This window comes from Inquilinus sp. NPDC058860 (assembly GCF_042743185.1).
In the GTDB taxonomy this organism is placed as follows: Bacteria; Pseudomonadota; Alphaproteobacteria; order DSM-16000; family Inquilinaceae; genus Inquilinus.
The window spans coordinates 1-23,675 of sequence record NZ_JBHYMS010000082.1; the positions used below are offsets into that span (position 1 = coordinate 1).

At 69.2% G+C, this 23,675-nt stretch carries 21 protein-coding genes; 14 read left to right on the forward strand and 7 right to left on the reverse strand.

Annotated features, from left to right (window positions below; genetic code table 11):
• Positions 1-195: 195 nt before the first annotated feature.
• Positions 196-1,539: a YcaO-like family protein gene (locus tag ACFW16_RS33385; RefSeq protein ID WP_380313392.1), complete on the reverse strand. Its 1,344-nt coding sequence runs from the start codon at positions 1,537-1,539 to the stop codon at positions 196-198.
• A gap of 50 nt (positions 1,540-1,589) precedes the next feature.
• Here ACFW16_RS33385 and ACFW16_RS33390 point away from each other — a divergent pair, with 50 nt between their 5' ends.
• Both ACFW16_RS33390 and ACFW16_RS33395 read left to right on the forward strand, forming a co-directional pair.
• A complete protein-coding gene (locus ACFW16_RS33390; protein ID WP_380313393.1) occupies positions 1,590-2,648 on the forward strand; it encodes a DMT family transporter in 1,059 nt (352 codons plus the stop codon).
• A 192-nt stretch (positions 2,649-2,840) separates the two neighbouring features.
• Entirely contained in the window at positions 2,841-4,880 is a 2,040-nt protein-coding gene (locus ACFW16_RS33395; RefSeq protein ID WP_380313394.1) for a BTAD domain-containing putative transcriptional regulator, read from the forward strand.
• Here the strand turns inward: ACFW16_RS33395 and ACFW16_RS33400 are convergent.
• Both ACFW16_RS33400 and ACFW16_RS33405 read right to left on the reverse strand, forming a co-directional pair.
• Positions 4,842-5,237, reverse strand: a complete 396-nt coding sequence (locus ACFW16_RS33400) for a hypothetical protein (protein WP_380313395.1) — start codon at positions 5,235-5,237, stop codon at positions 4,842-4,844. The genes ACFW16_RS33395 and ACFW16_RS33400 overlap by 39 nt on opposite strands.
• Before the next feature lie 65 nt (positions 5,238-5,302).
• Positions 5,303-7,030, reverse strand: a complete 1,728-nt coding sequence (locus tag ACFW16_RS33405) for a peroxidase family protein (protein WP_380313396.1) — start codon at positions 7,028-7,030, stop codon at positions 5,303-5,305.
• 283 nt (positions 7,031-7,313) lie between these two features.
• On the opposite strand from ACFW16_RS33405, the gene ACFW16_RS33410 reads away from it, so the two are divergent.
• Positions 7,314-8,033 carry a glutathione S-transferase gene (locus ACFW16_RS33410; protein WP_380313398.1) on the forward strand — a complete coding sequence of 240 codons (720 nt, stop codon included), beginning with the start codon at positions 7,314-7,316 and terminating at the stop codon, positions 8,031-8,033.
• Between the two features lie 39 nt (positions 8,034-8,072).
• Positions 8,073-8,921 (forward strand): NAD-dependent epimerase/dehydratase family protein, encoded by an 849-nt coding sequence (locus ACFW16_RS33415; RefSeq protein WP_380313400.1) that lies wholly within the window; start codon positions 8,073-8,075, stop codon positions 8,919-8,921.
• An 8-nt stretch (positions 8,922-8,929) separates the two neighbouring features.
• Here ACFW16_RS33415 and ACFW16_RS33420 read toward each other — a convergent pair whose 3' ends face one another.
• Entirely contained in the window at positions 8,930-9,646 is a 717-nt protein-coding gene (locus ACFW16_RS33420; protein WP_380313401.1) for a DUF6683 family protein, read from the reverse strand.
• Positions 9,647-9,946: 300 nt separating this feature from the next.
• On the opposite strand from ACFW16_RS33420, the gene ACFW16_RS33425 reads away from it, so the two are divergent.
• The gene (locus tag ACFW16_RS33425; protein WP_380313402.1) at positions 9,947-10,171 is read left to right on the forward strand and encodes a hypothetical protein; all 225 of its coding nucleotides are present in this window, start codon (positions 9,947-9,949) and stop codon (positions 10,169-10,171) included.
• Positions 10,172-10,176: 5 nt separating this feature from the next.
• Here the strand turns inward: ACFW16_RS33425 and ACFW16_RS33430 are convergent, their stop codons facing one another.
• Positions 10,177-10,884, reverse strand: coding sequence for a trypsin-like serine peptidase (locus tag ACFW16_RS33430; RefSeq protein ID WP_380313404.1), 708 nt, complete (start codon positions 10,882-10,884; stop codon positions 10,177-10,179).
• 194 nt (positions 10,885-11,078) lie between these two features.
• The gene (locus tag ACFW16_RS33435) at positions 11,079-13,109 is read right to left on the reverse strand and encodes a calcium-binding protein (RefSeq protein WP_380313406.1); all 2,031 of its coding nucleotides are present in this window, start codon (positions 13,107-13,109) and stop codon (positions 11,079-11,081) included.
• Between the two features lie 455 nt (positions 13,110-13,564).
• Between ACFW16_RS33435 and ACFW16_RS33440 the strand changes: the two genes are divergently transcribed.
• Complete coding sequence (locus ACFW16_RS33440; RefSeq protein ID WP_380313407.1) at positions 13,565-13,795, forward strand: hypothetical protein; 231 nt, start codon at positions 13,565-13,567, stop codon at positions 13,793-13,795.
• A gap of 9 nt (positions 13,796-13,804) precedes the next feature.
• Here ACFW16_RS33440 and ACFW16_RS33445 read toward each other — a convergent pair whose 3' ends face one another.
• A complete protein-coding gene (locus ACFW16_RS33445; protein WP_380313408.1) occupies positions 13,805-14,599 on the reverse strand; it encodes an IclR family transcriptional regulator in 795 nt (264 codons plus the stop codon).
• A gap of 226 nt (positions 14,600-14,825) precedes the next feature.
• Between ACFW16_RS33445 and ACFW16_RS33450 the strand changes: the two genes are divergently transcribed.
• From ACFW16_RS33450 to ACFW16_RS33485, 8 genes are all read left to right on the forward strand, one after another.
• Entirely contained in the window at positions 14,826-16,349 is a 1,524-nt protein-coding gene (locus ACFW16_RS33450; RefSeq protein ID WP_380313409.1) for an ABC transporter substrate-binding protein, read from the forward strand.
• A gap of 46 nt (positions 16,350-16,395) precedes the next feature.
• Positions 16,396-17,940, forward strand: coding sequence for an ABC transporter substrate-binding protein (locus ACFW16_RS33455; RefSeq protein WP_380313410.1), 1,545 nt, complete (start codon positions 16,396-16,398; stop codon positions 17,938-17,940).
• Between the two features lie 162 nt (positions 17,941-18,102).
• Positions 18,103-19,044 carry an ABC transporter permease gene (locus ACFW16_RS33460; RefSeq protein ID WP_380313411.1) on the forward strand — a complete coding sequence of 314 codons (942 nt, stop codon included), beginning with the start codon at positions 18,103-18,105 and terminating at the stop codon, positions 19,042-19,044.
• Entirely contained in the window at positions 19,044-19,913 is an 870-nt protein-coding gene (locus ACFW16_RS33465) for an ABC transporter permease (RefSeq protein WP_380313412.1), read from the forward strand. The genes ACFW16_RS33460 and ACFW16_RS33465 overlap by 1 nt, the downstream gene beginning before the upstream one ends.
• Positions 19,913-21,067 carry an amidohydrolase/deacetylase family metallohydrolase gene (locus ACFW16_RS33470; RefSeq protein ID WP_380313413.1) on the forward strand — a complete coding sequence of 385 codons (1,155 nt, stop codon included), beginning with the start codon at positions 19,913-19,915 and terminating at the stop codon, positions 21,065-21,067. The genes ACFW16_RS33465 and ACFW16_RS33470 overlap by 1 nt, the downstream gene beginning before the upstream one ends.
• Positions 21,064-22,077: an ABC transporter ATP-binding protein gene (locus tag ACFW16_RS33475; RefSeq protein WP_380313414.1), complete on the forward strand. Its 1,014-nt coding sequence runs from the start codon at positions 21,064-21,066 to the stop codon at positions 22,075-22,077. The genes ACFW16_RS33470 and ACFW16_RS33475 overlap by 4 nt, the downstream gene beginning before the upstream one ends.
• Entirely contained in the window at positions 22,074-23,087 is a 1,014-nt protein-coding gene (locus ACFW16_RS33480) for an ABC transporter ATP-binding protein (protein ID WP_380313415.1), read from the forward strand. Before ACFW16_RS33475 ends, ACFW16_RS33480 begins: the two co-directional genes overlap by 4 nt.
• 2 nt (positions 23,088-23,089) lie before the next feature.
• Complete coding sequence (locus ACFW16_RS33485) at positions 23,090-23,557, forward strand: RidA family protein (RefSeq protein ID WP_380313416.1); 468 nt, start codon at positions 23,090-23,092, stop codon at positions 23,555-23,557.
• Positions 23,558-23,675 lie beyond the last annotated feature (118 nt).

Consider the following 23,675-nt stretch of genomic DNA (forward strand, 5'->3'; position numbering starts at 1 on the left):
TCCTGCCCTCTCTTCTACCTCAGCGAGGGCTGCACTCCAGATACAAGGGCTGGCCCAGGCCTCGACGAACTCCCCTCACCCGGAGCCGCTTCGCGCCTACGACCTCTCCCGCAAGCGGGAGAGGCAATCAGCGCTTCCGTTCAATGGGGTGGCTGATCTGGCCTAAACTCATCTAGGGCGGACTGCTCTACGTGATCAGTGCAGCGGCAGCCGGGACAGGGCCTGGTCGGCCTCCGCGGCATTGCAAAAGCATCGGGCCAGCCGCGGCGTGATCGCATCCGAGGGGTCGAGCTGCAGCCCCGGCATCACGACCTTGACCACCGGGATATCGAAATCGGCGCGGGTCAGGCCCACGGCGTGGGCGTGGAAGCCGACGGTCCGGAGGCGAGACGCGACCCACCCGACCGCCTCGGCAGGATCGAGGTCGCCGGGCACGGCGTGGTGCCGCGGGCCGAGGGCCGGATGCAGCAGCGGCTGCTCGTCGGGGAGGATCTCGGCGCCCCGCCGCAGCTGCGCCAGCTCCACCGGCGTCAGCGCATGGTCCGGGTTGGCGCGGCGCTTGACGTCGATCAGGTGGTAGCCCAGCTCGTACTGGCACATCTCGCGAATGGCGGAGCTCGCGGCGTCGCCCGGCGACAGCCCGGCGGCGAGCCCGCAGGCGATCCTGCGGCCGGCGGCATCGACCGACAGCGCCGCGACGCAGGGGATGCCGAACTCGGTGGTGATGTCGAGCAGCCAGGTCGCCCGCCGCTCGGATCCGTTGCGGATGTCCTGCAGTAGGGCCATGGCCTGCTGCGCCGCGGCGCCGTCCAACGGCAGCGTCGCCGCCTTCCGCCCGCCGCGCCACCACAGCGCCGCGGCGTCGCGCTCGACCAATTCCAGCAGGCCGCGCAGCACCGCCTCGTCCCGGGTGGGGGCGGCGGCGCAGCCGATGCTCAGCGGCGCCAGCACCTCGGCTCCCGCCGCCGAGGTCGGGCGGCGCAGGCAGAGATCGGCGGGCAGGACGCTGGCGGCCCCGTCGGCCAGCCGGCGCGCCGGCAGCCAGTCCAGGTCCCGCAGCCTCATCGGGTCGCCGACCCCGAGCAGCGCTGCCAGCGCGGAGCGTTCCGAGAGGGAGAGCATCCCGTCGATCGCCGTCCCGGGGCGTTGCAGCGGGTCGTCCCGCCGCTGCAGCTGCGATGCGTATTCCACCGCCTCGCCGACGCTCGCCTCGAACGCCCGGTCCGGCCGGAGGGCGGCCCCGATGGTGCTGACCATCTCGCCGTCGCCCCAGCCGGCGAAAGCCCCGGTGTCGAACATGCCGAGGAAGAACAGCAGCCCCGGCGCCTCCGCCATGCGATACGGCATCACGGTTCGCATACGGGCCGCGAAGCGCAGCAGGCTGACTCGGTTCCCGGTCATCTCCGCCGGCGGCTGCGGTCCGGCATAGCCCAGCAGCTCCAGGAACCGCATCGCGCCCGCGGACGCCCTGGCCGGATCGCCGCTGGCCAGCGCGTCGGCCGCTTCCTGAAACGGCGGGCCGCCCGATTCACTCTGCAATTGGACACCCCCAAGGCCGCCGGCCACAACCAAGCCGCAATTCAGCACAGATGCACCGCAATTGGGCTGAAGTACAGCCATCGTCGGCGCGCACACTCTTCTGCTCAATCAACAGCGGCCGTCGGTCAGGAATCCTGCCGCCGGCCCGGTTCTCATGGGAAGGCTGCCCGTTGCCGACATCGCGACCGCAGATCCAAGGCATCCTGATCTATGCGCTCGGGGTCGGCGCCTTCGCCACGATGGACGCCTTCGCCAAGCATCTCAGCCAGCTCTATCCCGTCGTCGAGCTCGTCCTGTTGCGGGTCATCGTCGGCTACCTGCCGATCCTGATCCAGTATCGGCTGGGCCCGGAACGGGGCTGGCAGGCCGCCCGTTCGCAGGCCCCCAGCCTGCAGCTGCTGCGCGGCGGGCTGATGCTGGCTTCCACCGCCGCGTTCTTCCTCGGCCTATCGCGGCTGACGCTCGCCGACGCGACCGCGATCTCCCTGGTCGCCCCGCTGCTGATGGCCGTGTTCGGCGTGCACGTCCTGCGCGAACCGCCGAGCCGGCAGCTGTATCTCACCATCGCGGTGGCGGTCGCGGGCGCCCTGCTGGTCGTCCATCCCTATCTCGGCGGGCTGAGCATCTACGCGCTGGTGGCCCTCCTCTCCGCGATTCTATATGCGATGGCAGCCGTCACGACCCGCAAGCTCGGGCAATTGGATTCCTCGATCGTGACCGCCCTCTGGGGGAACACCAGCATGCTGATCGGCGCGGCGGCGCTGGTTGGCCTGACCGGATGGACGTGGCCGGCCGGGGATGACTGGCTGCCGGTTCTCGGCATGGGGCTGGCCGGAGGCGTGGCCAACATCCTGTACATCGCGGGGCTGAGGATCAGCCGCGTCTCGGATGCCGCGATCATGGACTACACGAGCTTCGCCTGGGCGGCTGCCTTTGGCTTCCTGGTCTTTCAGGAGCCGGTCTCCGCGGTCGGGCTGCTGGGGGCCGGCCTGATCGTCGGCAGCGGCGTCTATGGCGCCTTCGCCAAGTGGCGACGGCCCGGTGCCGAGGAGACCCCCGAGCCGGCCACTCCCATCCCGGCTCGGCGGCTGCAACCCTCCGCCCGATAGGATGTTCGCGGGCCGGATACGGTCCGGATCGGCCGAAAAGAACAGGCGCCACCTGCCCTGGGAACGTGGTATCGATCTTATCTAAATGTTTCTGAATCGAGCCATTTTCGTGCGAAACCGCGCCAGGCGCGGATCTGTGGGCGGGTGATGGAAATACAGCCGATCGGGCCGGTGACAGGTGCCAGGGTAAACTTGACCACGCTGGGGCAGGTGTCGTTGCGGGCCGACGGCACGCCGATCCCGATCGCCAACCGCAAGTCGCAGGCGCTGCTGGCCTATCTGGCGACGACCCTGAACGGCCGGGAAAGCCGGGAACGGGTCGCCGGACTGCTGTGGAGCGAATTCGAGGAGGAGAAGGCCCGGGCCTCGCTGCGCCAGACCATCGCGGATCTCCGGCGCGCCGTGGCCGTCCACGGCCCCACTGTCTTCTCGGCGGACCGGCTGACCGTCTGCGTCGACCTGACCCAGCTCCATGTCGACTGCCTCGCCATCCTCCGTGACCTCGAGGCTGGGGAGGTGCCGACCGTCCTGCTGGCGGAGAAGCGCCTGCCGGACAGCTTCCTGGCCGGGCTCGACGACATCGACCCGGCATTCCGGGCCTGGCTCCTGGTGCAGCGCCAGATCCTGCAGGAGCGTCTGCTGCGCGAGCTGGAGGACCGGCTGCCGGGTGCGGCCGATCCACGGCTGGCGAAGCGGATCGGCGCCGCCATCGTCAATCTCGACCCGACCCACGAGGTCGGCTGCCGGGCGGTGATCGAGGCCTCGGCCCGGCTCGGCGACCTGGGCGGGGCGCTGCGCGCCTATCGCGACCTGTGGGACCTGCTGGACCAGGAGTTCGGCATGGAACCGTCGCCGGAGACCCAGGAGCTGATCTTCAAGGTCAAGTCCGGCGAATTCGGCGATCCGAAGGCGGCCCAGGCGGCCGCGGCACCGGCTCCCCAGCCCGCCGTGCCTGCCTCCTTGCCGCCCCTGGCCGGCCGCGGCCAAGCCATCGTCGTCACCGAATTCGACACCGCCGACATCGCCCCGGAGCAGCGCGGCATGATCCGCGCCTTCCGGCACGAGCTGATCGCCTCGCTGGTCCGGTTCCGCGACTGGAGCATCATCGACGGCAGCGAGGCGGTGGCCCAGGCCCAGGTGCCGAACGCGTACCGCGTCGACGGCACCGCCCTTCCCGACGAGTCCGGCCCCCGCTTCATCCTGACGCTCAAGGACTCCATGGACGGCCGCTTCGTCTGGAGCGAGCGCTTCACCATCGTCGAGCATGGCTGGCGGCCGGCGCAGCAGCGCATCATCCGGCGCATCGCCGGGGCGCTCGACATCAACCTGTCGACCGAGCGGCTGACCCAGATCGCCGGCAGCCCGGAGCTGTCGCTGGCCCATCACGACCGCTGGCTGCGGGGCCATGCCCTAAGCTTCCAGTGGCGGCCGGACGATGAGGCTCGGGCCGAATCGATCTTCCGGTCGCTGATCGAGGAAGCGCCGAGCTTCGCCCCGGCCTATGCCAGCCTGGTCCAGATCCTCAATTCCCGGCATCTGGTCTTCCCTGGCATCAGCCGGACCATCGAGCGTCACGAGGAAGCCCTCAAATTCGCCAAGATGGCGGTCCAGCTCGATCCCCTGGACACGCGCGCTCACCTCTCTCTCGGCTGGGCCAACGCGATGAGCGGCAACCACGAGAAGGCGCCGGTCAGCTACCACCTTGCCTGCGATCTCAACCCGAACGATCCCTGGACCCTGGTGTCCTCGTCGCTGGGCTTCGCCTATTGCGGTGATGCGGACCAGGCGATGGCGACGGCCAACATGGCGCTCGATCTCGGCCTCGGCATTTCCCGCCTGCACTGGGCCTATCAGGCCGGCACCCGTTTTGTCCTCGGCGATTATGCAGGCTCGATCGCGGCGGCGGAGAATGCCGGCGATGTCCTCTACTATCTCGGCGGCTGGAAGGCGGCAGCCCACGCCCTCGTCGGCGACACCGAGGCGGCACGGGCCGAAGGGGCGCGCTTTGTTGAAACCGTGCAGGCGGCCTGGTTCGGGGAACCCGATCCGGACGAGACGGCGATCGCACAATGGCTTCTGCATTGCTTTCCGATCGCCGACCGCAAGGTGTGGGAGGCGCTGCGGGACGGGCTGGCGATCGCCGGACTCATCCGTCGCGGATCGGCGACCGCCCCGTTCCCGCAGTCCATCCGCCTACTTGCAGCCCCGGATCGTGTAATCCGAGATGCGTGAGTAGTAGAACTCGATGTTGTCGAACGGCTTCTGGCCGGTCAGCATGTCCAAGTAGAAAGGCGGCGGGTCATAGGAGGCCACCCCCGGATTCTCCTTGGCCTGCTTCTTCGCCCGGCGCTCCGATTCCGTCACCTGCCGGTTCGGCGGCAGCCGCAGGATGAAGTGGTGGTCGTCGCCCTGGCAGATCTCCAGCGTCTCGTACCGCTCCGGAATGTCGACCAGCCCCTTGAGCTGCTGGCGGAACTCCGCCATGTCGGCAGGCCGCGTCTCGGGCTTCTGCGCCCACAGCACGACCTTTCGCCCCGCCGCCTCGTAGTCGAGGATCTTCATCGGCTTCAGCTCGTCTTTCTCGCTCATGACCTTCCCCTCTCGTTTCTGGTTATCGGGCGCCCCGGGCGGGAACGCGGCGATGGTGGTGATGCTCAGATGAACAGCGGCTCGACCGATTCGAGCTTCAGCGCCTTGGCGATGAAGACGATCAGCTGGCTCATCGTCTCCGGCACGTGCCGGCCGAAGACATGGGCGACCGCTTCCGCGGTGGTGAGGCCGGCGATCGGGTCGCGCGCCTCCTCGATCAGGTCGCGGGACTGTTCCAGCGCCCCGGCGAAGACGTCGGCGGCGATCACCGAGGCGAGCGTGCCGAAGCTCTTGCCGTCCTCCTCCTGCGCGGCCTCGAACAGCAGGTAGAACATCAGCGGCGGATCCGCGGCGAGGGCGTCACGCTCGCCGGGCTCGAAGGTGACTGTGTCGCCCGCGTCCAGCCAGGCCCGCAGCGCCGCGGTGCGGTGCCCACGGTCGGCCAGCAGCCGCGACTGGTCGAGCACGGCGCCCGGCAGCAGCTCGGCCAGCGAGTTCACGGTGCGCAGGCCGCACGTCGATCCGCGGACCAGGTCGCGGTACAGCAGCCCCGACATCGTCGGGTCGAGCGCGCCGTCGCCGTTGCCGACATAGGCGTTCCGGAACAGCGTGTCGTAGAGCATGACGGCATTGTAGCCCGGACCGATGCGGCGGCTGAGCTGCGGCCGCGACCCGTCGATCGAGAAGAACCGCGACCATTCCACCACCCAGATGTCGCGGATCGGCGTCTCCCGCGCCCGCCGGGCCGAGGAGGTCTCGATCACGTCGCGGATGCCGAAGGTCTCGGTCTGGCGGCTCATCCGATAGCTCTGCCGCACCATGGCGTGGCCGAGCCGGTAGGCGGCGTCGCAGAACTCGACCGGCATGCGGCCGTCCGGCGTGTCGGCCAGCGGCCGGGGCCGGGCCTGATTGTACAGCTTCCAGATCTCCGGCCGGATCAGGCGGGGCAGCAGGTCCTTGACCACGATGCCGCGATAGACCGCCGCGGTGATCTGCCGGGCCAGCGAGAAGCGCGAGAAGCTGAGGAACTCGGTCGCGGTCGAGACGTCGTCCGGGAACGGGTTGCGGGCGCGCAGGATGTCGATGACCGCGTTGTGGAACATCAGGAACAGCGTGGTCAGCTGCGACAGGTTCACGCTGTCGTCGTTGCGCGGGTCGGTCAGCAGGGTGTCGGCCGCCCCCTCGTTCGCCGTGTCGCTCAGCCCCTCGATGCGCGCCCGCGGAACGTCGCGGGCGGTGTGCACCGGGCAGGCGGCGTTCGGCCGGTTCGGCTCGGTCATGCGGATATGGCCGAGGCGCAGCTTCTCGCGGCCCTCGCCATGCGCCTCCGGCATCTCGTAGCTGATCGGGTCGTCGGTCGGGCCGCGGCCGTAGACGGTGTCCAGCACCAGCGGGCGGGACCGCAGATTGACGCGCGGCTGGGTGCCGTCGGCCAGGCTGACGGCGGTCATGGCGCCATGGACGATGTCATGCCCGGCGAGCTGGGCGAAATAGGTGTAGCCGGCCGGGATCCGGCCATTGTCGCTCGGGTCGGCGTGCGCCTTGCCCTCATCGGCGTAGCGGTGCGGCTCCTGCATCCGCCGGATCAGCTTGCCGATCAGCGCCTGCGCGGCCTGCGGCTCCTCCGGGCGGCGATGGATCTCGGCCGCCGGCGGCGGGTCGCCCGAGCCGAAATTGCGGAAGGCCTGCGCCGTGCCGGCCTGTGTGGTCGTGCCGGGCAGCGCCCTGGCGCCGAGCCCCTTGCCGGACCGCGCCGCGAAAGACGGACAGTCCAGCCCACCGTGTTGCCCCATTATCCTCCCTTTCCACGACTGGGTTCCGACATGCGCCGGCGCCCGTATCCTGATTTGCCGGAGCCCATCGAGCCGGCGGCTTCGGTGGAATATGCCTGTTCGACTATGCGGTGCGATTGAATATGACGGGGCATGAAATAGCTAGCGAAGCAGAGGGCTCGATGGGGCGACCATCCGGGCGAGACGGTATGACCACGCTAGCGGGGCGACGTGAACCCAGCGTGAAATGACGGCGTTTCCTCGGAGACGACCGGGTCGGACGGCAACAGAAGGATCCCGCGGAATGACCTATGAGCTCTACTACTGGCCCGAGATCCAGGGGCGCGGCGAATTCGTGCGGCTGGCGCTGGAGCAGGCCGGCGCCGACTATGTCGACGTCGCCCGCGAGGAGGCCGACGACCGGCCCGGGCTGATGCACTATCTGCAGGACAAGTCGGTGGCCGAGCCGCCTTTCGCACCGCCCTATCTCAAGGCCGGCGACCTGCTGATCGGCCAGACCGCCGCCATCCTGCTGTTCCTCGGCGACCGGCACGGCCTGGCGCCGGCGGAGGAGGCGGGACGGCTGTGGACGCACCAGCTGCAGCTGACCATCGCCGATTTCCTGGTCGAGGCGCACGACACCCACCACCCGATCGGCAGCGGCCTGTACTACGAGGACCAGAAGCCGGAGGCGAAGCGCCGGGCCGAGGACTTCCTGGCGCACCGCCTGCCGAAATATTTCGGCTATTTCGAGCGGGTGCTGGCCCGCAACCCGGCCGGCGACGCGCATCTGGTCGGGGCGGGGGTGACCACGGCCGACCTGTCGATGTTCCAGATGATCGCCGGCCTGCGCTACGCCTTCCCCAAGGCGATGGCGCGGATCGAGCCGAAGCATCCGCGCCTGGCAGCGCTGCACGACCGCGTCGCCGCGCTGCCGCGGATAAAGACCTATCTCGCCTCGCCCCGGCGCATCCCGTTCAACCAGATGGGCATCTTCCGCCACTATCCCGAGCTCGATCCCTGACCTATATCATCAGACAATAATCCGGCGCGGGAGGAGCGAATGATCATCGTCACCGGCGGCAGCGGCCAGGCAGGCCGCGCCTGTCTCAAGGATCTGATCGCCCATGGCTACGACGTCTGCTCGGTGGACCTGGCGCCGCCGGCGGACCCGTCGGTCCGGCACAGCCGGGTCGACCTGACGGATTTCGGTCAGACCATCGCCGCCTTCTCGGCGATCGACGACCGGGTGTCGCAGGTCACCGGCATCGTCCATCTGGCGGCGATCCGCGCCCCCGGCCTGGCGCCGAACCATGTCATCTTCGAAACCAACACGGTCAGCACCTACAACGTGTTCGAGGCGGCGCGGCAGCTGAAGATCCGCAACATCGTCTGGGCCTCGAGCGAGACCGTGCTGGGCCTGCCCTTCGCCGACCCGCCGCCCTATGTGCCGGTGGACGAGGAGTATCCCGGCCGGCCGGAGACCGCCTATTCCCTGTCCAAGCTGATGGGCGAGGAGATGGCCAGGCAGTTCTGCCGCTGGGACCCCGCGGCCAAGATCATCGGCCTGCGCCTGTCCAACGTCATGGACCCGGAGCGCTATGCCGAGTTCCCGGGCTTCGACGACGATCCGCGCAAGCGCAACTGGAACCTGTGGGCCTATATCGACGGGCGCGACGCCGCCCAGGCGATCCGGCTGGCGCTGGAATCCGGGCTGACCGGGGCCGAGGTCTTCGTCATCGCCAATGCCGACACGGTGATGAGCACGCCGAACGACGCGCTGCTCGACGCCGTATATCCCGGGGTGCCGCGCAAGCGCGAATTCGGCCCGAACGAGACCCTGCTGTCGATCGAGAAGGCCCGCCGGGTGCTGGGCTACGAGCCGCGCCACAGCTGGCGCGACCCGGCGTAGAGACACGCTCAGTTCGCGGAAACGAACCCGTCCTCGGTCAAGGTCATGGCGGCGAGATCCAGGTTCATCCCGCGCGCGCCCTGCGATACCGCCGCGGCGAGCTGGCGGCCGAGCGTGGGGTTGCCCTGGCTCTGCTTGATCGCGTCCGCGATCAGCGCCGCCTGGATCAGCAGGCTCTCGGCCATCTCCTGCTTGGCCGCATCGCTCGCTCCGCGCAGCGCGCCGGTGGACGCCATCACGCCGGCCACCTGGTTCCTGACCGCGGTCGCCATGCGGCGGCTGACATCGTCGTCGACGCCGCGGCTCGCCTGCCAGGCGTTGATCCAATAGACGGCGTAGGCATCGGCGACATCGTCGATCCGCAGCCCGGCCTCGGCCAGCGGAGCCCGCATGGCCTCGACCACATCGGTCAAGGCGAACAGCCTTTCGAGATCCGCGGCGCCCTTGGGATCGTTCTGCCGGCTCCTGGCCACGAACTGCGCCAGGTTGGCGGTGCGGCGCCGGGGTGAAGGGGTGTAGCGGAAGGCGGTGGCGGAGGGGGCCGGCTGTGCGCTCTGCCGACTCCCGTTCTGCTGCTCCCTCAGGCTGCGCAAGTGAAGACCGAGCGTATCGGTGCCGGTGATCGCAGGCAGGGTCGTCGACCAGAACATGTCCTGGGCGTGACCCGCTGCCGGCCAGATCGCGGCCATCCAGATGAAGGCGCACAGTAGGATCCGCTGCATCATTCCCCCCAATCAGACGAACGCTGCCTGCGCAGGCCCAGATCATCCACGGTTCGGGCAGAGCCGCCCCTGCTCACCTGCATCCGCCCTCCTACCATCATTCCATGGCGGTTGTGAGGCTGGCCCCGGCACGTCGGTCGGCTTGTCTCCATTTATGTTGCAGTGCACAATGTTCGCGCGGCGAAGACGATCGCCGCGGCCGCGGAGGAAACCAGCCTTCGCGTGGATCGGTTGTCGATCCAGGATCAACGTGCCGGAGGAAGCCCCCGGGTGGTGCACAACCCAGGGAGCGGAAGCAGCATCATGGACGTTTTCACGACCCTCATCCTCGTCTGCGCCACGGCGATGCCGCAGCGCGACTGCAACCGGGACACCGCGGTCGACGTGGTCGCCGGCCCGGTGGCGCCGACGCCGCTCGGCTGCGGCGTCTCCGGCCAGGCGATGCTGGCCAGCACGGCGCTCGGGCCCGAGCTGGGCGAGGGCCGCTATCTCAAGGTCGTCTGCGACCGGCGGCACGCCGAGGGCTGAGGCCGCTACTGCAGCGCCGCGGCGAAGGCGGAGGCCGGGACCGCGAAGTTCAGGGTCAGCCGGTCGGTCGAGCCGGCGACGGCGATGCCCACCACCTGCCAGTCGCCATCCCGCAGTTCGAGCAGCGGGCTGCCGCTGGTGCCGCGCGTGCCGTTGCAGTCGTGGATCAGCACCGGGCCCTTGGTCGTGCGGTCGGTGCCCAGCACCATGCAGGCGGTGTCGGCGGTGATGATCTGCGCCTTGTCCTGGCTGTAGCCGCCCAGCACCACCGCCGTGCCCGGGGGCGGCATCGCATCCGCGACCAGGAGCGGCGGCGCCTGCGGCGGCGCATCGGCGGCCAGCACCAGGATCGCCCAGTCCGCCGCATAATCCTCGCGCGGCCGCTGCGGGTCATAGGCGTCGGCGCGGATCACCCGGGTGACCAGGGCGTGCTCGATGAACTCCCCGCGCTCATAGCCGAACAGCACATGCAGCGACGAGGCCGGCAGGAAGCGCTGGGTCCGCGGGTTGAACAGGCAATGCGCCGCGGTCAGCACGCGGCGGGGGCCGATCAGGGCTCCGGTGCAGCGGCCGCCGATGCCGGTCTGCACCTTGGTCAGGCTGCGCCAGGGGGCGGCGGCGCCGTCCACCGGCACGCGCCGGTCGTCGGGGCCGAGCCCCGGCAGCAGCGGGGCTGCCGCCGAAGCGGCCAGGGCGGAGAGAGCGAGGAGCATGCCCGCAAGCAGAGCTGATGTGAGCCGCATCCCCGTTCCGCCTCTCTCGCGACCGGTCCCGGCCGGCCTGCCGTAGCGGAGTATCCGCCACGGCACCGGCCCGGGCCAAGCCGCGCGTATCGCCGCGGCCGGCGGGAGCGGGACGAGAAAAACCCCCACCCGCCGGCGCGGGGTGGGGCTGTGCCCGAGGGGACTCAGAGCACGAAGTCGCTGGCGGTCAGGGCGTGGTCGGACAGGGCGACGATGGCGATGTCGGCGGTCTTGTCGCCGTTGGTGTCGCCATAGACCGCCTGGTAGCCGTTGGGGATGGCCACCACCCGCAGCTCTCCGGCCACGCCGGTGAAGTTGCCGGTGCCGAAGGTGAAGGCCCCGCCCGAGCCGTTGGCGTCGATCGCGGACAGGTCGATCCGATCGCCGGTCGAGAAGTCCTCGATCACGTCGCGGCCGGCCGCGGCCAGGGTGCTGTCGCCGACCGCGGTGTAGACGAAGCTGTCGCTGCCGGCGCCGCCCTTCAGCGTGTCGGCCCCGGTGCCACCCGTCAGCACGTCGTCGCCGCCATTGCCCCAGAGCCGGTTGACGCCAGCGTCGCCGGTCAGCGTGTCGACGAGGTTCGAGCCGTAGAGCTGCTCGATGTTGTCCAGCGTGTCGCCGGTGGCGTCGCCGCCCGAGGCGGTGTCCGCCGCCAGGTTGATGGTCACGCCCGCGGCGCTGTCGATGTAGTAGGCGGTGTCGATGCCGGCGCCGCCGTCGATCGCGTCGGCCCCAGCGCCGCCATTGACGATGTCGTTGCCGTCATTGCCGTTGATCGTGTCGGTGCCAGCGCCGCCGACGAGGGCATCGTTCCCGGCACCGCCGTCGAGGGTGTCGTCGCCGGCGCCGCCGTCGACCGAGTCGGTGTCGGCCCCGCCATTGGCGATGTCGTTGCCGGCGCCGCCGACGAGACGGTCGTTGCCGTCGCCGCCGTCGAGGTTGTCGTTGCCATCCTCGCCGGAGAGCGCATCGTCGCCGCCATTGCCGACGAGCGTGTCGTTGCCGATCTCGCCGCCGAGGATGTTGCGGGCGTCGTCGCCGGTCAGGTTGTCGTCATTGCTGGAGCCGTACAGATTCTCGATGCTGTCCAGCGAGTCGCCGGCGGCGTCGCCGCCGCTGGCGGTGTCGGTCAGCAGGTTGACGGTGACCGCGGATGCCGAGCCCTGATAGTTGGCGAAGTCCGAGCCGTTGCCGCCGTTCAGCACATCGGCCCCGGCGCCGCCGCGAAGCGTGTCGTTGCTGTCGAGCCCGTTGATGATGTTGTTCGATGCATCGCCGTACAGGTGGTCGACGAAGGCCGTGCCGTTGAGATTCTCGATGCCGGTCAGCGTGTCGCCCTGGGCGTCGCCGCCGACGCCGGTGCCGGCAGTCAGGTCGACGGTCACGCCCGCGCCCGAACCGGAATAGTCGGCGGTGTCGACGCCGCCGTTGCCGGTGATGACGTCGGCTCCGGCGCCGCCGACGAGGGTGTCGTCGCCCGCCGACCCGGTGAGGGTGTCGTTCCCGGCCGTCCCGATCACCCGCTCGATGCCGGTCAGGGTGTCGCCCTGGGCGTCGCCGCCGCTGCCGGTGCCGGTGGTCAGGTTGACGGTCACCGGGGTTGCGGACCCGGAATAATCCGCGGTGTCGTTCGTGCCGGCGCCACCCTGCAGCGAATCGGCGCCGCCGCCGCCGACCAGAGTGTCGTCGCCGGCGCCGCCGAGGAGGATGTCGTTGCCGCCCTGGCCGTCCAGGGTGTCGTCGCCGCCCTGGCCGTTCAGGGTGTTGGCCGCGGCGCTGCCGCTGAGATTGTCGGCTCCGGTGTTCGAGCCGATCAGGTTGACGATGCCGACCAGATAGTCGCCCTGGGCATCGCCGCCGAAGCCCTGCGAGGCACCGGTGAGCTGTATGTCGATGCCCAGGATCGGAAGCGTGAGATCGACGAGGACCGAGAGGTCGACCGTCACGCCGTCGACGGACGTCGTGTAGTCGGCCGCGTCGATGCCCGACAGGGTGATGACGCCAGCGGCGTTGAGCAGGCCGCCGATGATCACGTCCGCCCCGGCGCCGCCGCGGATCACGTCGTCACCGGACCAGCCGATCGCGACGTCGTCGCCGCCGAGGGCATCGACGAAGTCGTTTCCGATGGCTTGGACTGGACCGAGGAGTAGGTTCGGCAGGATCTGGGCGCTGTTGTCGCCTGTAAAAGTGGCCATGAATATTTCCTCCCCAATATGAATGGGCCCGATATGAAGAGAGGGCGAGTCTAGTTGGGCATTTCTGCTCAGGACGGGTAACAAAAATGCACGTCAAGTGTCGCTATATCTAAAATGCACCGAACTTCTTTGCATTAAGCATAAATGATGATCATATTTCTATTTAATTTGCATATCATTTCCATCATCAATAAATCAGACAATGAAGCATCTGTATGATGTTTTAAGCCTTAGTGCAAGCCCGGTCAGGGGGCGAGTCGTACGGTCCTGTTTGAGGCGGCGTCTGGTTCGCGTCGTTTCGACATCGCCGAGCCGGTCCTCGCATGCCATGATCTGCAGCAGGCCATCGGCTGCCAATCCACTCGGGGAACATCGTCCCCGGCGCATGCGTTTTCCGACCAATGACATCGACCGGCGCGGCCGGGGCCGCGTCCATAACCTAGGGAGAGATCGCCATGGATCGCGATTTCACGCGCCAGCTGGCGCGGGCCAAGCAGGCGGCGCGGGCGACCAGCCGGGCGCAGCAGGCCTTCCGCCACGACGACCCGGCCGCGCCGTCCGGCATCACCGGCGCGGCCTATGTCACGGAGAAGCGACGCGTGCTCCGCACCGCGGTGGCGGAGGCGGCGGCCTTCGATCAGATGGTGGATCCGGTCGTCCGCGACCTCGCGGCGCGGCGCCGTTAGGTCAAGGCCTCAGGCCGTCCAGCCCAGCAGCCGCTCGATCCGGCTGGCCGCCTCCTGCACCGCGACGCTGTAGGTGCGCTCGCGCTCGCGCGCCTTCTGCTCGGGCAGGACGACGCTGATCGTCGCCTCGCAATCGCCGCCGGGGGTGCAGATCGGCGCGGCGATGCAGGCGACGGCGAAGTCGGATTCGCTGAGCTGGATCGCCAGCTTCTCGGCCAGTGCCATCTCGCCGGCCCGGCACAGCGATTCCGGGTCGGTCTCGGCCATGCCGGTGGGGGAAGGCTGGGCGGTGCGGCGCATCAGCTCGATCCGCTCCGCCCAGGGCAGGTGGCCGATCAGGAGCCGGCCGGAGGCAGTCCAGTTCAGCGGCACCCGCGTGCCGATCTTGGACGAGACCCGGAAATGCCCGGGCGGCTCGGCCATGGCCAGCACCACCATATGGCCGTCGTCGCGGCCGCAGACCTGCACCGTCTCGCCCAAGAGCCGGCTCAGCTCCCGCATCTCCTGCGACGCGGTTTCCAGCAGGTTCAGGCTGCGGCCATAGGCCAGGCCGTAATGGTAGAGGCGGGGGCCGAACCACAGGAGGCCGTCGCCGTCGCGCGACAGCAGGTCCTGGCGCAGCAGCGAATCGACCACGCCGTAGATCGTCGACATCGGCGCGCCCAGCGCCTTGGACACGTCATAGGCGGTCAGCGGCCGGCCCACGGCCAGCAGATGGTCGCAGATCTGCACAGCGCGCTCGATGCCGCTGACCCGGCTGCGCTCGCTCGCCCTTTCGGCCTTGGCCGCCGCTGCTTCCGCCATGATCCTATCCCGTCTGCTCCCGGCCGATGCTCCGGCCGAGTGGTATAGCCCTCGCCTGTCCGAAGCTAGGCTTTGTCTCGCATTGCGGTCAATCGCCGAGCGATTCCGCCATTCGACATGATCGGACAGGGTTGACGTCCCGGCTGCGATGGCACTAGCGTATTCCGCAACGGAAGATGTTGCTTCCTAATAACGGAATACTAGAGGCTCACGACAGGGGGAGTCAATGCTGCGAATCCTGTGCCTGGTGGCGCTCGCGATCCTGCCGATCTCGTCCGGCGCCGTGGCCGCCCCGGCCAAGGGCGGGGCGATCACCGTGGCCACGATCGGCGAGCCGCCGACGCTCGATCCGATGGTCAGCACCGCCGACCTGGTCGGCATCATCACCCAGCACATCTTCGAGACGCTCTACACCTTCGACGCCAACTGGAGCGTCACGCCGCTGGTCGCCGATGCGATGCCGGAGATCAGCGCCGACGGCCGCGTCTACACCATCAGGATCCGCCAGGGCCTGACCTTCCACGACGGCTCGGCGCTGGACGCCGACGACGTCGTCGCCTCGCTGAAGCGCTGGACCGAGGTGGCGTCGCGCGGGAAGCTGGCCGCCGCCAACATCGAGGCGATCGAGAAGGTCGACGCCTCGACCATCAGGATCTCGCTGAAGCAGCCCTTCGCGCCGCTGCTGGCCCTGCTGGCCTTCAACAACAGCGCCGCGGTGATCCTGCCGTCGGAGAAGATCGCGCCGGAACTGAAGGACATCGTCGGCAGCGGCCCCTACATGCTGAAGGCGCGGGTGCCCGACCAGTACATCCAGCTGGTCCGCTTCGACGGCTACAAGCCGCGCGAGGGCGATCCCAACGGCTATGGCGGCGCCCGCAAGCAGTATCTCGACGAGATCCGCTTCACCCCGGTGCCGAACGCCAACACCCGGGTCGAGGGCGCGGTCGCCGGCCAGTTCGACTACACCGACTCCCTGCCGGTCGAAGCCTTCGACAAGATCAAGGCCGGGGCGTCGGAGCCGATCATCCTGAAGCCCTTCGGCTGGCCGGTCTTCGTCATGAACACCAAGCAGGGCCTGCTCAGCGACGTGAAGCTGCGGCGCGCCGTGCAGCTGGCGCTGAACGAGGAGGACATGCTGGCCGCCGCCTTCGGCAGCACCGACTTCTACGCCCTCGACGCCGCCATGTACCCCGAGGGCTTCCCCTGGCGGACCGAGGCCGGCACCGAGGTCTACAACAAGGGCGATGCCGAAGGCGCGCAGAAGCTGCTGGAGGAGGCCGGCTATGACGGCAAGACGCCGATCCGGATCCTGACCAGCCGGCAATACGAGTTCCACTACAAGATGGCGCTGGTCGCGGCCGAGTACCTGAAGGCAGCCGGCTTCCAGGTCCAGCTCGACGTCACCGACTGGGCGACGCTGACCCAGCGCCGGGCCGACCCGGCCCTGTGGGAGATCTACATCAGCCACAGCCCGTTCCTGCCGGAGCCGGCGCTGATCGGCGCCCTGGCCAAGGGGTCGCCCGGCTGGTGGGACACGCCGGCCAAGGAGAAGGCGGTCGGCGCCTTCAACCAGGCGCTGACGCAGGACGAGCGGGTGAAGCTCTGGGCCGGCGTGCAGCAGGTGATGGCCGACGAGGTGCCGCTGATCAAGGTCGGCGACTTCAACGCTCTGTCGGCCAGGTCGAAGGCCCTGCAGGGCGTGACCCCGGCCCCCTGGCCGTATTTCTGGAACGCCTACGTCGAGAAGTAGCGGCTGCGAACCCCCTCCCATCGGCGATGGGAGGGGGAGCCCGCTGTTGACCGAAGGAACCGAAAGCCAGCCGATGCGCCGCCTGCTGCTCTCCCTCCTCGTTGCCGCCGCCCTGGTGCCGGGTGCGGCGGTCGCCGACCCGGTGAAGGGCGGCAAGATCGACGTCGCCACCATCGGCGAGCCACCGACGCTCGACCCGATGGCGAACACCGGCGACCTCTTGGGCATGATCACCCAGCATGTCTACGAGACGCTGTTCACCTTCGACGCCGAATGGCGGCTGCAGCCGCTCTTGGCCGAGGCGATGCCGGCGATCTCCGGGGACGGCCGCATCTACGACATCAGGATCCGGCCGGGCGTCACCTTCCATGACGGCGAGAAGCTGACCGCGGCCGACGTGGTCGCCTCGCTGGACCGCTGGATGCGGATCGCCTCGCGCGGCAAGCAGGCGGCGCCGATGATCGAGAGCGTCGCGGCGACCGGCGACCTGTCGGTCCGGATCACGCTGAAGCAGGCCTATGCGCCGCTGCTGTCGCTGCTGGCCTTCAACAACAGCGCCGCGGTGATCATGCCGAAGGCGCATATGGACGAGCCGCTGACCGATGTGGTCGGCACCGGCCCCTACAAGCTGGCCGAGCGCAAGCCCGACCAGTACATCCTGCTGACCCGCTTCGACGGCTACGCCGCCCGGACGGAGGAGCCCAGCCGCTATGCCGGCCGGCGCACCGCGTATCTCGACGAGATCCGCTTCATCCCGGTGCCGAACGCCAACACCCGGATCGAGGGCGCGATCTCCGGCCAGTACGACTTCTCCGACCTGCTGCCGGTCGAATCCTACGACCGGCTGACCGGGCTGACCGAGCCGGTGATCCTGAAGTCCTTCGGCTATCCGATCATGATGCTGAACACGAAGCAGGGGCCGCTGGCGAAGCTGGAGCTGCGCCAGGCGGTGCAGGCGGCGCTGGGCGAGAGCGACATGATGCTGGCCGCCTTCGGCAAGCCGGAGTTCTTCGCCGTCGACGGCGCCATGTACCCGGCCGGCTTCCCGTGGCGCAGCGACGCCGGGGTCGACAGCTACGACCAGGGCAATCCGGAGAAGGCGGCGGAGCTGATGGCCAAGGCCGGCTATGCCGGCGAGCCGATCCGGATCCTGACCAGCCAGCAATACGAGTTCCACTACAAGATGGCGCTGGTGGCGGCGGAGTATCTGAAGGCGGCGGGCTTCAAGGTCGACCTGCAGGTGTCGGACTGGGCGACGCTGACCCAGCGCCGCAACGACCCGGCGCTATGGGACATCTTCTTCACCCACAGCCCGTTCCTGCCGGAGCCGGCGCTGAATCTCGGCATGTCCGAGAGCGGCCCGGGCTGGTGGTCGACCGAGCGCCGCCGCACCGCCTTCGACGCCTTCAACACGGCCTCGGACCCGGCGCAGCGGGCGAAGCTCTACGGTGACGTCCAGGCCGCGATCATGGCCGAGGTGCCGTTCATCAAGGTCGGCGACTTCAACGCCCTCTCGGCCAAGTCGCCGAAGCTGAAGGGCTACGACCCGTCGCCCTGGCCCTTCTTCTGGAACACCTGGGTGGAGAAGTGAGGGCCGTGTCGGTGCTCGACGACCTCCCCTCATTGTCATCCTCGGGCTTGACCCGAGGATCCAGGGCGGCCAGAGCCGTTCCCGGTGGCCCCTGGATTGCCGGGTCAAGCCCGGCAATGACAGAAAGAGGGTGCCTGCGGGCACTCGGAGGGCGCTGACCCCATGCTCTCCTACATCGTCAATCGCCTGATCGGCATGGTCGCGGTGATGTTCATCGTGGCGACGGTCGTCTTCGTCATCATCCGGGTGACGCCGGGCGACCCCGCCGCGGTGATGCTGGGCCCCGACGCCCAGCCCTCGGATGTGGTCGAGCTGCGGGCCAAGCTCGGCCTCGACCAGCCGCTCCCGGTGCAGTATGTCGGCTGGCTCGGCCAGATCGCGGTCGGCGACCTCGGCCAGTCGATCTTCCTGAACCAGCCGGTGCTCGACGCGATCGGCGACCGGGCCGAGCCGACCTTGATGCTGACCATCCTGTCGATCCTGATCGCGGTCGCGATCGCGCTGCCGGTCGGCATCGCCTCGGCGGTGTGGCGCGGGTCGCTGCTCGACCAGTCGGTGCTGACCGTGTCGATGTTCACCGCCAGCATCCCCAGCTTCTGGCTGGGCCTGATCCTGATGCAGATCTTCTCGGTCAAGCTCGGCTGGTTCCCGGTGGCGGGCTATGGCGGGCCCGGCGCCGGCTTCCTCGACCGGATGAGCCATCTGGTGCTGCCGGCGATCGTGCTCGGCCTTGTCAACTCCGCCCTGATCACCCGCTTCACCCGGGCCAGCATGCTGGACGTGCTGAATGACGACTATGTCCGCACCGCCCGGGCCAAGGGCCTGCCGGAGCGGCGGGTGGTGCTGAAGCATGCGCTGAAGAACGCGCTGATCCCGATCCTGACCGTGATCGGCCTGACCACGGCACTGCTGGTCTCCGGTGCGGTCGTCACCGAGACGGTGTTCGGCCTGCCGGGCGTCGGCAACCTCGTGGTCAACGGCGTGCTGCGGCGCGACTACCCGGTGATCCAGGGCGCGCTGCTGGTGATCGCGGCGCTCTACGTCCTGATCAACCTGGTCATCGACCTGCTGTATCTCTTCGTCGACCCCAGGGTGCGCACCTGATGGCCGCCACCGCCTCCATCTCGGTCACCGGCGAGCGCATGAAGCTCGCCCGCCTGCTGGTCCGCCGCAAGACCGCGCTGATCGGCCTGATCATCCTGGTGGTGCTGGTCCTGGCCGCGGCCCTGGCGCCGTACATCACCGGCTACGCGCCGCAGAAGCTGTCGATCGTGAACCGGCTGAGGCCGCCGAGCACGGCGCATTGGTTCGGCACCGACGAGTTCGGCCGCGACGTCTTCACCCGGGTGATCTATGGCGGAAGGCTGTCGCTGTTCGTCGGCTTCGCGGTGGTGATCCTGTCCTCGGTGCTGGGCATCGTGCTCGGCCTCGTCGCCGGCTTCTTCCGGCCGGCCGACAAGGTGGTGGCGCGAGTGATCGACGCGATGATGGCCTTCCCGGACATCCTGCTGGCGATCTCGCTGGTCGCGGCGCTGGGGCCGTCGCTGGTCAATGTCATCCTGGCGCTCGGCATCGTCTACACGCCGCGCCTGGCCCGCATCGTCCGCGCCTCGACCCTGGTGATCCGCGAGCTGCCCTTCGTCGAGGCGGCGCGGGCGCTCGGCGTCTCGACCTGGCGGATCGTCACCGCCCATGTCCTGCGCAACCTGTGGTCGCCGATCCTGGTGCAGGGCACCTTCATCTTCGCCTACGCCATTTTGGCCGAGGCCGGCCTGTCCTTCCTCGGCGTCGGCGTCTCGCCCGAAATCCCCACCTGGGGGACCATGATCAATGCCGGCCAGCAGTACATGGGCTCGGCCGACTGGATGATGGTGTTCCCCGGCCTCGCCATCGTGCTGTCGGTGGTGTCGCTGCAGATGGTCGGCGACGGCCTGCGCGACATCCTCGACCCCCGCCTGCGCAAGGAACTGTGATGCCGGTCCTGATCCGTGCCGCCCGCCCGGTCGGCTTCCCCGATCACCCTGGTGACTCCCCGATCGACATCCTGGTCGCCGACGGCCGCGTGGCCGCGGTGGGGCAGGGGCTCGACGTTCCGGCCGGCGCCGAGATCGTCGACGGCCGGGACGGCTGGGTGTCGCCCGGCTGGGCCGACCTGCACGCCCATGTCTATCACGGCGGCACCGACATCTCGATCCGCCCGTCCCAGGGCGGGCTGGCGCATGGCGTCACCACCATCGTCGACGCCGGATCGGCCGGCGAAGGAAACTTCGTCGGCTTCCGCGAGTTCATCGCCGAGCCGGCGGCGGAGCGGGTGGTCGCCTTTCTCAACATCGGCTCGATCGGCCTGGTCGCCTGCAACCGGGTCAGCGAGCTGATCGACCAGCGCTCGATCGACATCACCCGCACGCTGGCGGTGATCGAGGCCAACCGCGACATCATCCGCGGCATCAAGTGCCGGGCCTGCAGCACGGTGACCGGCGCCTGGGGCATCACCCCGGTGAAGATCGCCAAGAAGGTGGCGAAGATCAGCGGCCTGCCGCTGATGGTCCATGTCGGCGAGCCGCCGCCGCTGTTGGAGGAGGTGCTGGCGGTGCTGACCCCCGGCGACGTCCTCACGCATTGCTTCCACGGCAAGCCGGGCGGCAACATCCTGGAGGACGAGGAGCTGTTCGGCATCGCCAAGCAGGTGGCCGAGGCCGGGGTGCGGCTCGATGTCGGGCATGGCGGCGCCTCCTTCTCCTTCAAGGTGGCGCGGGCCGGGATCGAGCGCGGGCTGCATCCCTTCTCGATCTCCACTGACCTGCATCTGCGGTCGATCGAAGGCCCGGTCTGGGACATGGCGACCACCATGTCGAAGCTGCTGGCCGTCGGCATGCCCTTCGCCGAGGTGGTGGCCGCCGCCAGCACCCGCCCGCGCTCGGTGGTCGGGCTGCCGGCGGAGGGCAATCTGCGGGTGGGGGCGGAGGCGGATTTCACCGTCTTCGGGCTGGAGGATGCGTCGGTGACGCTGCCGGATTCCTCCGGCGACAGCGCCACGCTCGACAAGCTGTTCACGCCGCGCCAGGCCATCCTCGGCACGACGTCGGTCAAGGCGGGGCGACTGTTCGACCCGGCGACGCACGCATGAGTGCGTCCAGCCGCGACATCGTCCTCGCGGTCGAGGATCTGCGGACCTGGTTCCACAGCCGGGACGGCGTCGCCAAATCGGTCGACGGCGTGACCTTTGACCTGGCGCGCGGCGAGACGCTGGCGATCGTCGGCGAGTCCGGCTCCGGCAAATCGGTCACCAGCCTGTCGATCATGGGCCTGCTGCCGAAGCCGGCCGGCCGGATCGAGAGCGGCGCCATCCGGTTCCGCGATCGGAAGGGCACGACGCACGACTTGGCCCACGCCTCCCAGGGGCTGCTGCGGAAGCTGCGCGGCGCCGAGATCGCGATGATCTTCCAGGAGCCGATGACCAGCCTGAACCCGCTGTTCACCGTCGGCGACCAGATCGCCGAGGCGGTGCAGCTGCATGAGGGCACCGGCCGGGCGAAAGCGATGGCCCGGGCGCGGCAGATGCTGGAGCTGGTGGAGATCCCGGCGGCGGCGTCGCGCCTCGACGACTATCCGCACCAGATGTCGGGCGGCATGCGCCAGCGGGTGATGATCGCGCTGGCCCTGTCCTGCAACCCGTCGATGCTGATCGCGGACGAGCCGACCACGGCGCTGGACGTCACCATCCAGGCCCAGATCCTGGACCTTCTGCGCCGGCTGCAGGCCGAGATCGGCATGTCGATCCTGTTCGTCACCCACAATATGGGCGTGGTGGCCGAGATCGCGCACCGCGTCGCCGTGATGTATGCCGGCCGGGTGGTGGAGGAGGCGCCGGTGCTCGACCTGTTCGACCGGCCGCGCCACCCCTATACCAGCGGCCTGCTGTCCTGCATCCCGAACGCCCGCACCGGCGGCCGGCATGACGACGCAAGGCTGCAGCCGATCCCCGGTGCGGTGCCCAGCGTCATGGCCCTGCCGCCCGGCTGCGCCTTCGCGCCACGCTGCCCGCTGACCGAGACTGCCTGCGAGGCCGCCGTGCCCGGCCTCGATGCGGTGCAGGCCGGCCACCGTTCCCGCTGCCGGAGGACCGACCAGCTGTGACCGCCGCCGCCCTCCGCACCGACACCGATCCGGCCGCGCCGCTGCTCGACGTGCAGAACCTGTCGGTGCATTTCCCGATCGGCGGCGGCCGTGTCGTCCGCGCGGTCGAGGATGTCAGCCTGTCGATCCGGCGCGGCAGCATCGTCGGGCTGGTCGGCGAATCCGGCTCCGGCAAGACCACGACGGGCCGCGCCGTCCTGCGCCTGATCGAGCCGACCGGCGGCCGGGTGATGTTCGACGGCACCGACGTCACGGCCCTGCCGGAGAAGCAGTTCCGCGCCTGGCGCCGGCGGATGCAGATCGTGTTCCAGGATCCCTATGCCAGCCTCAACCCGCGCATGAGCGTGGCCGAGATCCTGGGCGAGGCGCTGGACACGCACGGACTGGCCCGCGGCCGCCGCAGCCAGCGGATCGGCGAGCTGCTGGAGCGGGTCGGCCTCAACGCCGACCACCAGCGCCGCTTCCCGCACGAATTCTCCGGCGGCCAGCGCCAGCGCATCGGCATCGCCCGGGCCCTGGCCGTGGAGCCCGACTTCATCGTCGCCGACGAGCCGGTCTCGGCCCTCGACGTCTCGGTCCAGGCCCAGGTGCTGAACCTGATCCAGGACATCCAGCGCGACCTCGGCCTGACCCTGCTGTTCGTCGCCCATGACCTCGCAGTGGTCGATTATCTCTGCGACGAGATCGTGGTGATGTATCTCGGCCGGATCATGGAGAAGGGGCCGACCCGCCTGGTCTACGACCGGCCGCGCCACCCCTACACCCGCGCGCTGCTGTCGGCCGCGCCGGTGCCGGACCCGCGGGCCAGGCGCGACCGCATCATCCTGAAGGGCGACATCCCCAGCCCGATCGCACCGCCCTCCGGCTGCGTGTTCCGCACCCGCTGCCCGATGGCGGTGGAGGCCTGCGCCCAGGCGGTGCCGCCGCTGGCCGAGCGCGAGCCCGGGCGCTTCGTCGCCTGCATCCGCGACGCCGAACTCAACGACCAAATGAACACGACCACGGACTGACCATGCCCAACGTCTACGACCGCCTTGCCGCGCTCGGCATCACGCTGCCCAAGGCGCCGCCGCCGGTCGCGAATTTCGAGACCCACCGCATCGCAGGCCAGCTGCTGTTCCTGTCCGGCCAGGGCCCGACCGAGGCCGACGGATTCATGCATCGCGGCAAGGTCGGCGCCACGGTCGACCGCGAGACCGCCTACCGCCACGCCCGGCTGACCGGGATCAACCTGATCGCGGTGATGCAGGAGGCGCTGGGCGACCTCAACCGCATCACCGGCATCGTCAAGCTGCTCGGCATGGTCAACGCCGTGCCGGAGTTCGAGCATCATCCCGCGGTGATCAACGGCTGCTCCGACCTGTTCGTCGAGCTGTTCGGGCCGGAGATCGGGCGCCATGCCCGCTCCGCCGTCGGCATGGGGTCGCTGCCGAGCCAGATCACCGTCGAGATCGAAGCCATCGTCGAGTTTGCTCGGTGATCAAGGACACGGTCTGCCTTGTTTTCAATTGTCATGCCCGGGCTTGACCCGGGCATCCAGAGGATGTCGAGACCCTCTGGATTGCCGGGTCAAGCCCGGCAATGACAGCATGGGGAGG

Excerpts from the sequence above, each read along its gene's own strand:
- ACFW16_RS33390 (WP_380313393.1), top strand. The coding sequence starts at position 1,590 with ATGCACCGCAATTGGGCTGAAGTACAGCCATCGTCGGCGCGCACACTC.
- ACFW16_RS33400 (WP_380313395.1), bottom strand. The coding sequence starts at position 5,237 with ATGAGCGAGAAAGACGAGCTGAAGCCGATGAAGATCCTCGACTACGAG.
- ACFW16_RS33405 (WP_380313396.1), bottom strand. The coding sequence starts at position 7,030 with ATGGGGCAACACGGTGGGCTGGACTGTCCGTCTTTCGCGGCGCGGTCC.
- ACFW16_RS33410 (WP_380313398.1), top strand. The coding sequence starts at position 7,314 with ATGACCTATGAGCTCTACTACTGGCCCGAGATCCAGGGGCGCGGCGAA.
- ACFW16_RS33415 (WP_380313400.1), top strand. The coding sequence starts at position 8,073 with ATGATCATCGTCACCGGCGGCAGCGGCCAGGCAGGCCGCGCCTGTCTC.
- ACFW16_RS33420 (WP_380313401.1), bottom strand. The coding sequence starts at position 9,646 with ATGATGCAGCGGATCCTACTGTGCGCCTTCATCTGGATGGCCGCGATC.
- ACFW16_RS33425 (WP_380313402.1), top strand. The coding sequence starts at position 9,947 with ATGGACGTTTTCACGACCCTCATCCTCGTCTGCGCCACGGCGATGCCG.
- ACFW16_RS33430 (WP_380313404.1), bottom strand. The coding sequence starts at position 10,884 with ATGCTCCTCGCTCTCTCCGCCCTGGCCGCTTCGGCGGCAGCCCCGCTG.
- ACFW16_RS33435 (WP_380313406.1), bottom strand. The coding sequence starts at position 13,109 with ATGGCCACTTTTACAGGCGACAACAGCGCCCAGATCCTGCCGAACCTA.
- ACFW16_RS33440 (WP_380313407.1), top strand. The coding sequence starts at position 13,565 with ATGGATCGCGATTTCACGCGCCAGCTGGCGCGGGCCAAGCAGGCGGCG.
- ACFW16_RS33445 (WP_380313408.1), bottom strand. The coding sequence starts at position 14,599 with ATGGCGGAAGCAGCGGCGGCCAAGGCCGAAAGGGCGAGCGAGCGCAGC.
- ACFW16_RS33450 (WP_380313409.1), top strand. The coding sequence starts at position 14,826 with ATGCTGCGAATCCTGTGCCTGGTGGCGCTCGCGATCCTGCCGATCTCG.
- ACFW16_RS33460 (WP_380313411.1), top strand. The coding sequence starts at position 18,103 with ATGCTCTCCTACATCGTCAATCGCCTGATCGGCATGGTCGCGGTGATG.
- ACFW16_RS33465 (WP_380313412.1), top strand. The coding sequence starts at position 19,044 with ATGGCCGCCACCGCCTCCATCTCGGTCACCGGCGAGCGCATGAAGCTC.
- ACFW16_RS33470 (WP_380313413.1), top strand. The coding sequence starts at position 19,913 with ATGCCGGTCCTGATCCGTGCCGCCCGCCCGGTCGGCTTCCCCGATCAC.
- ACFW16_RS33475 (WP_380313414.1), top strand. The coding sequence starts at position 21,064 with ATGAGTGCGTCCAGCCGCGACATCGTCCTCGCGGTCGAGGATCTGCGG.
- ACFW16_RS33485 (WP_380313416.1), top strand. The coding sequence starts at position 23,090 with ATGCCCAACGTCTACGACCGCCTTGCCGCGCTCGGCATCACGCTGCCC.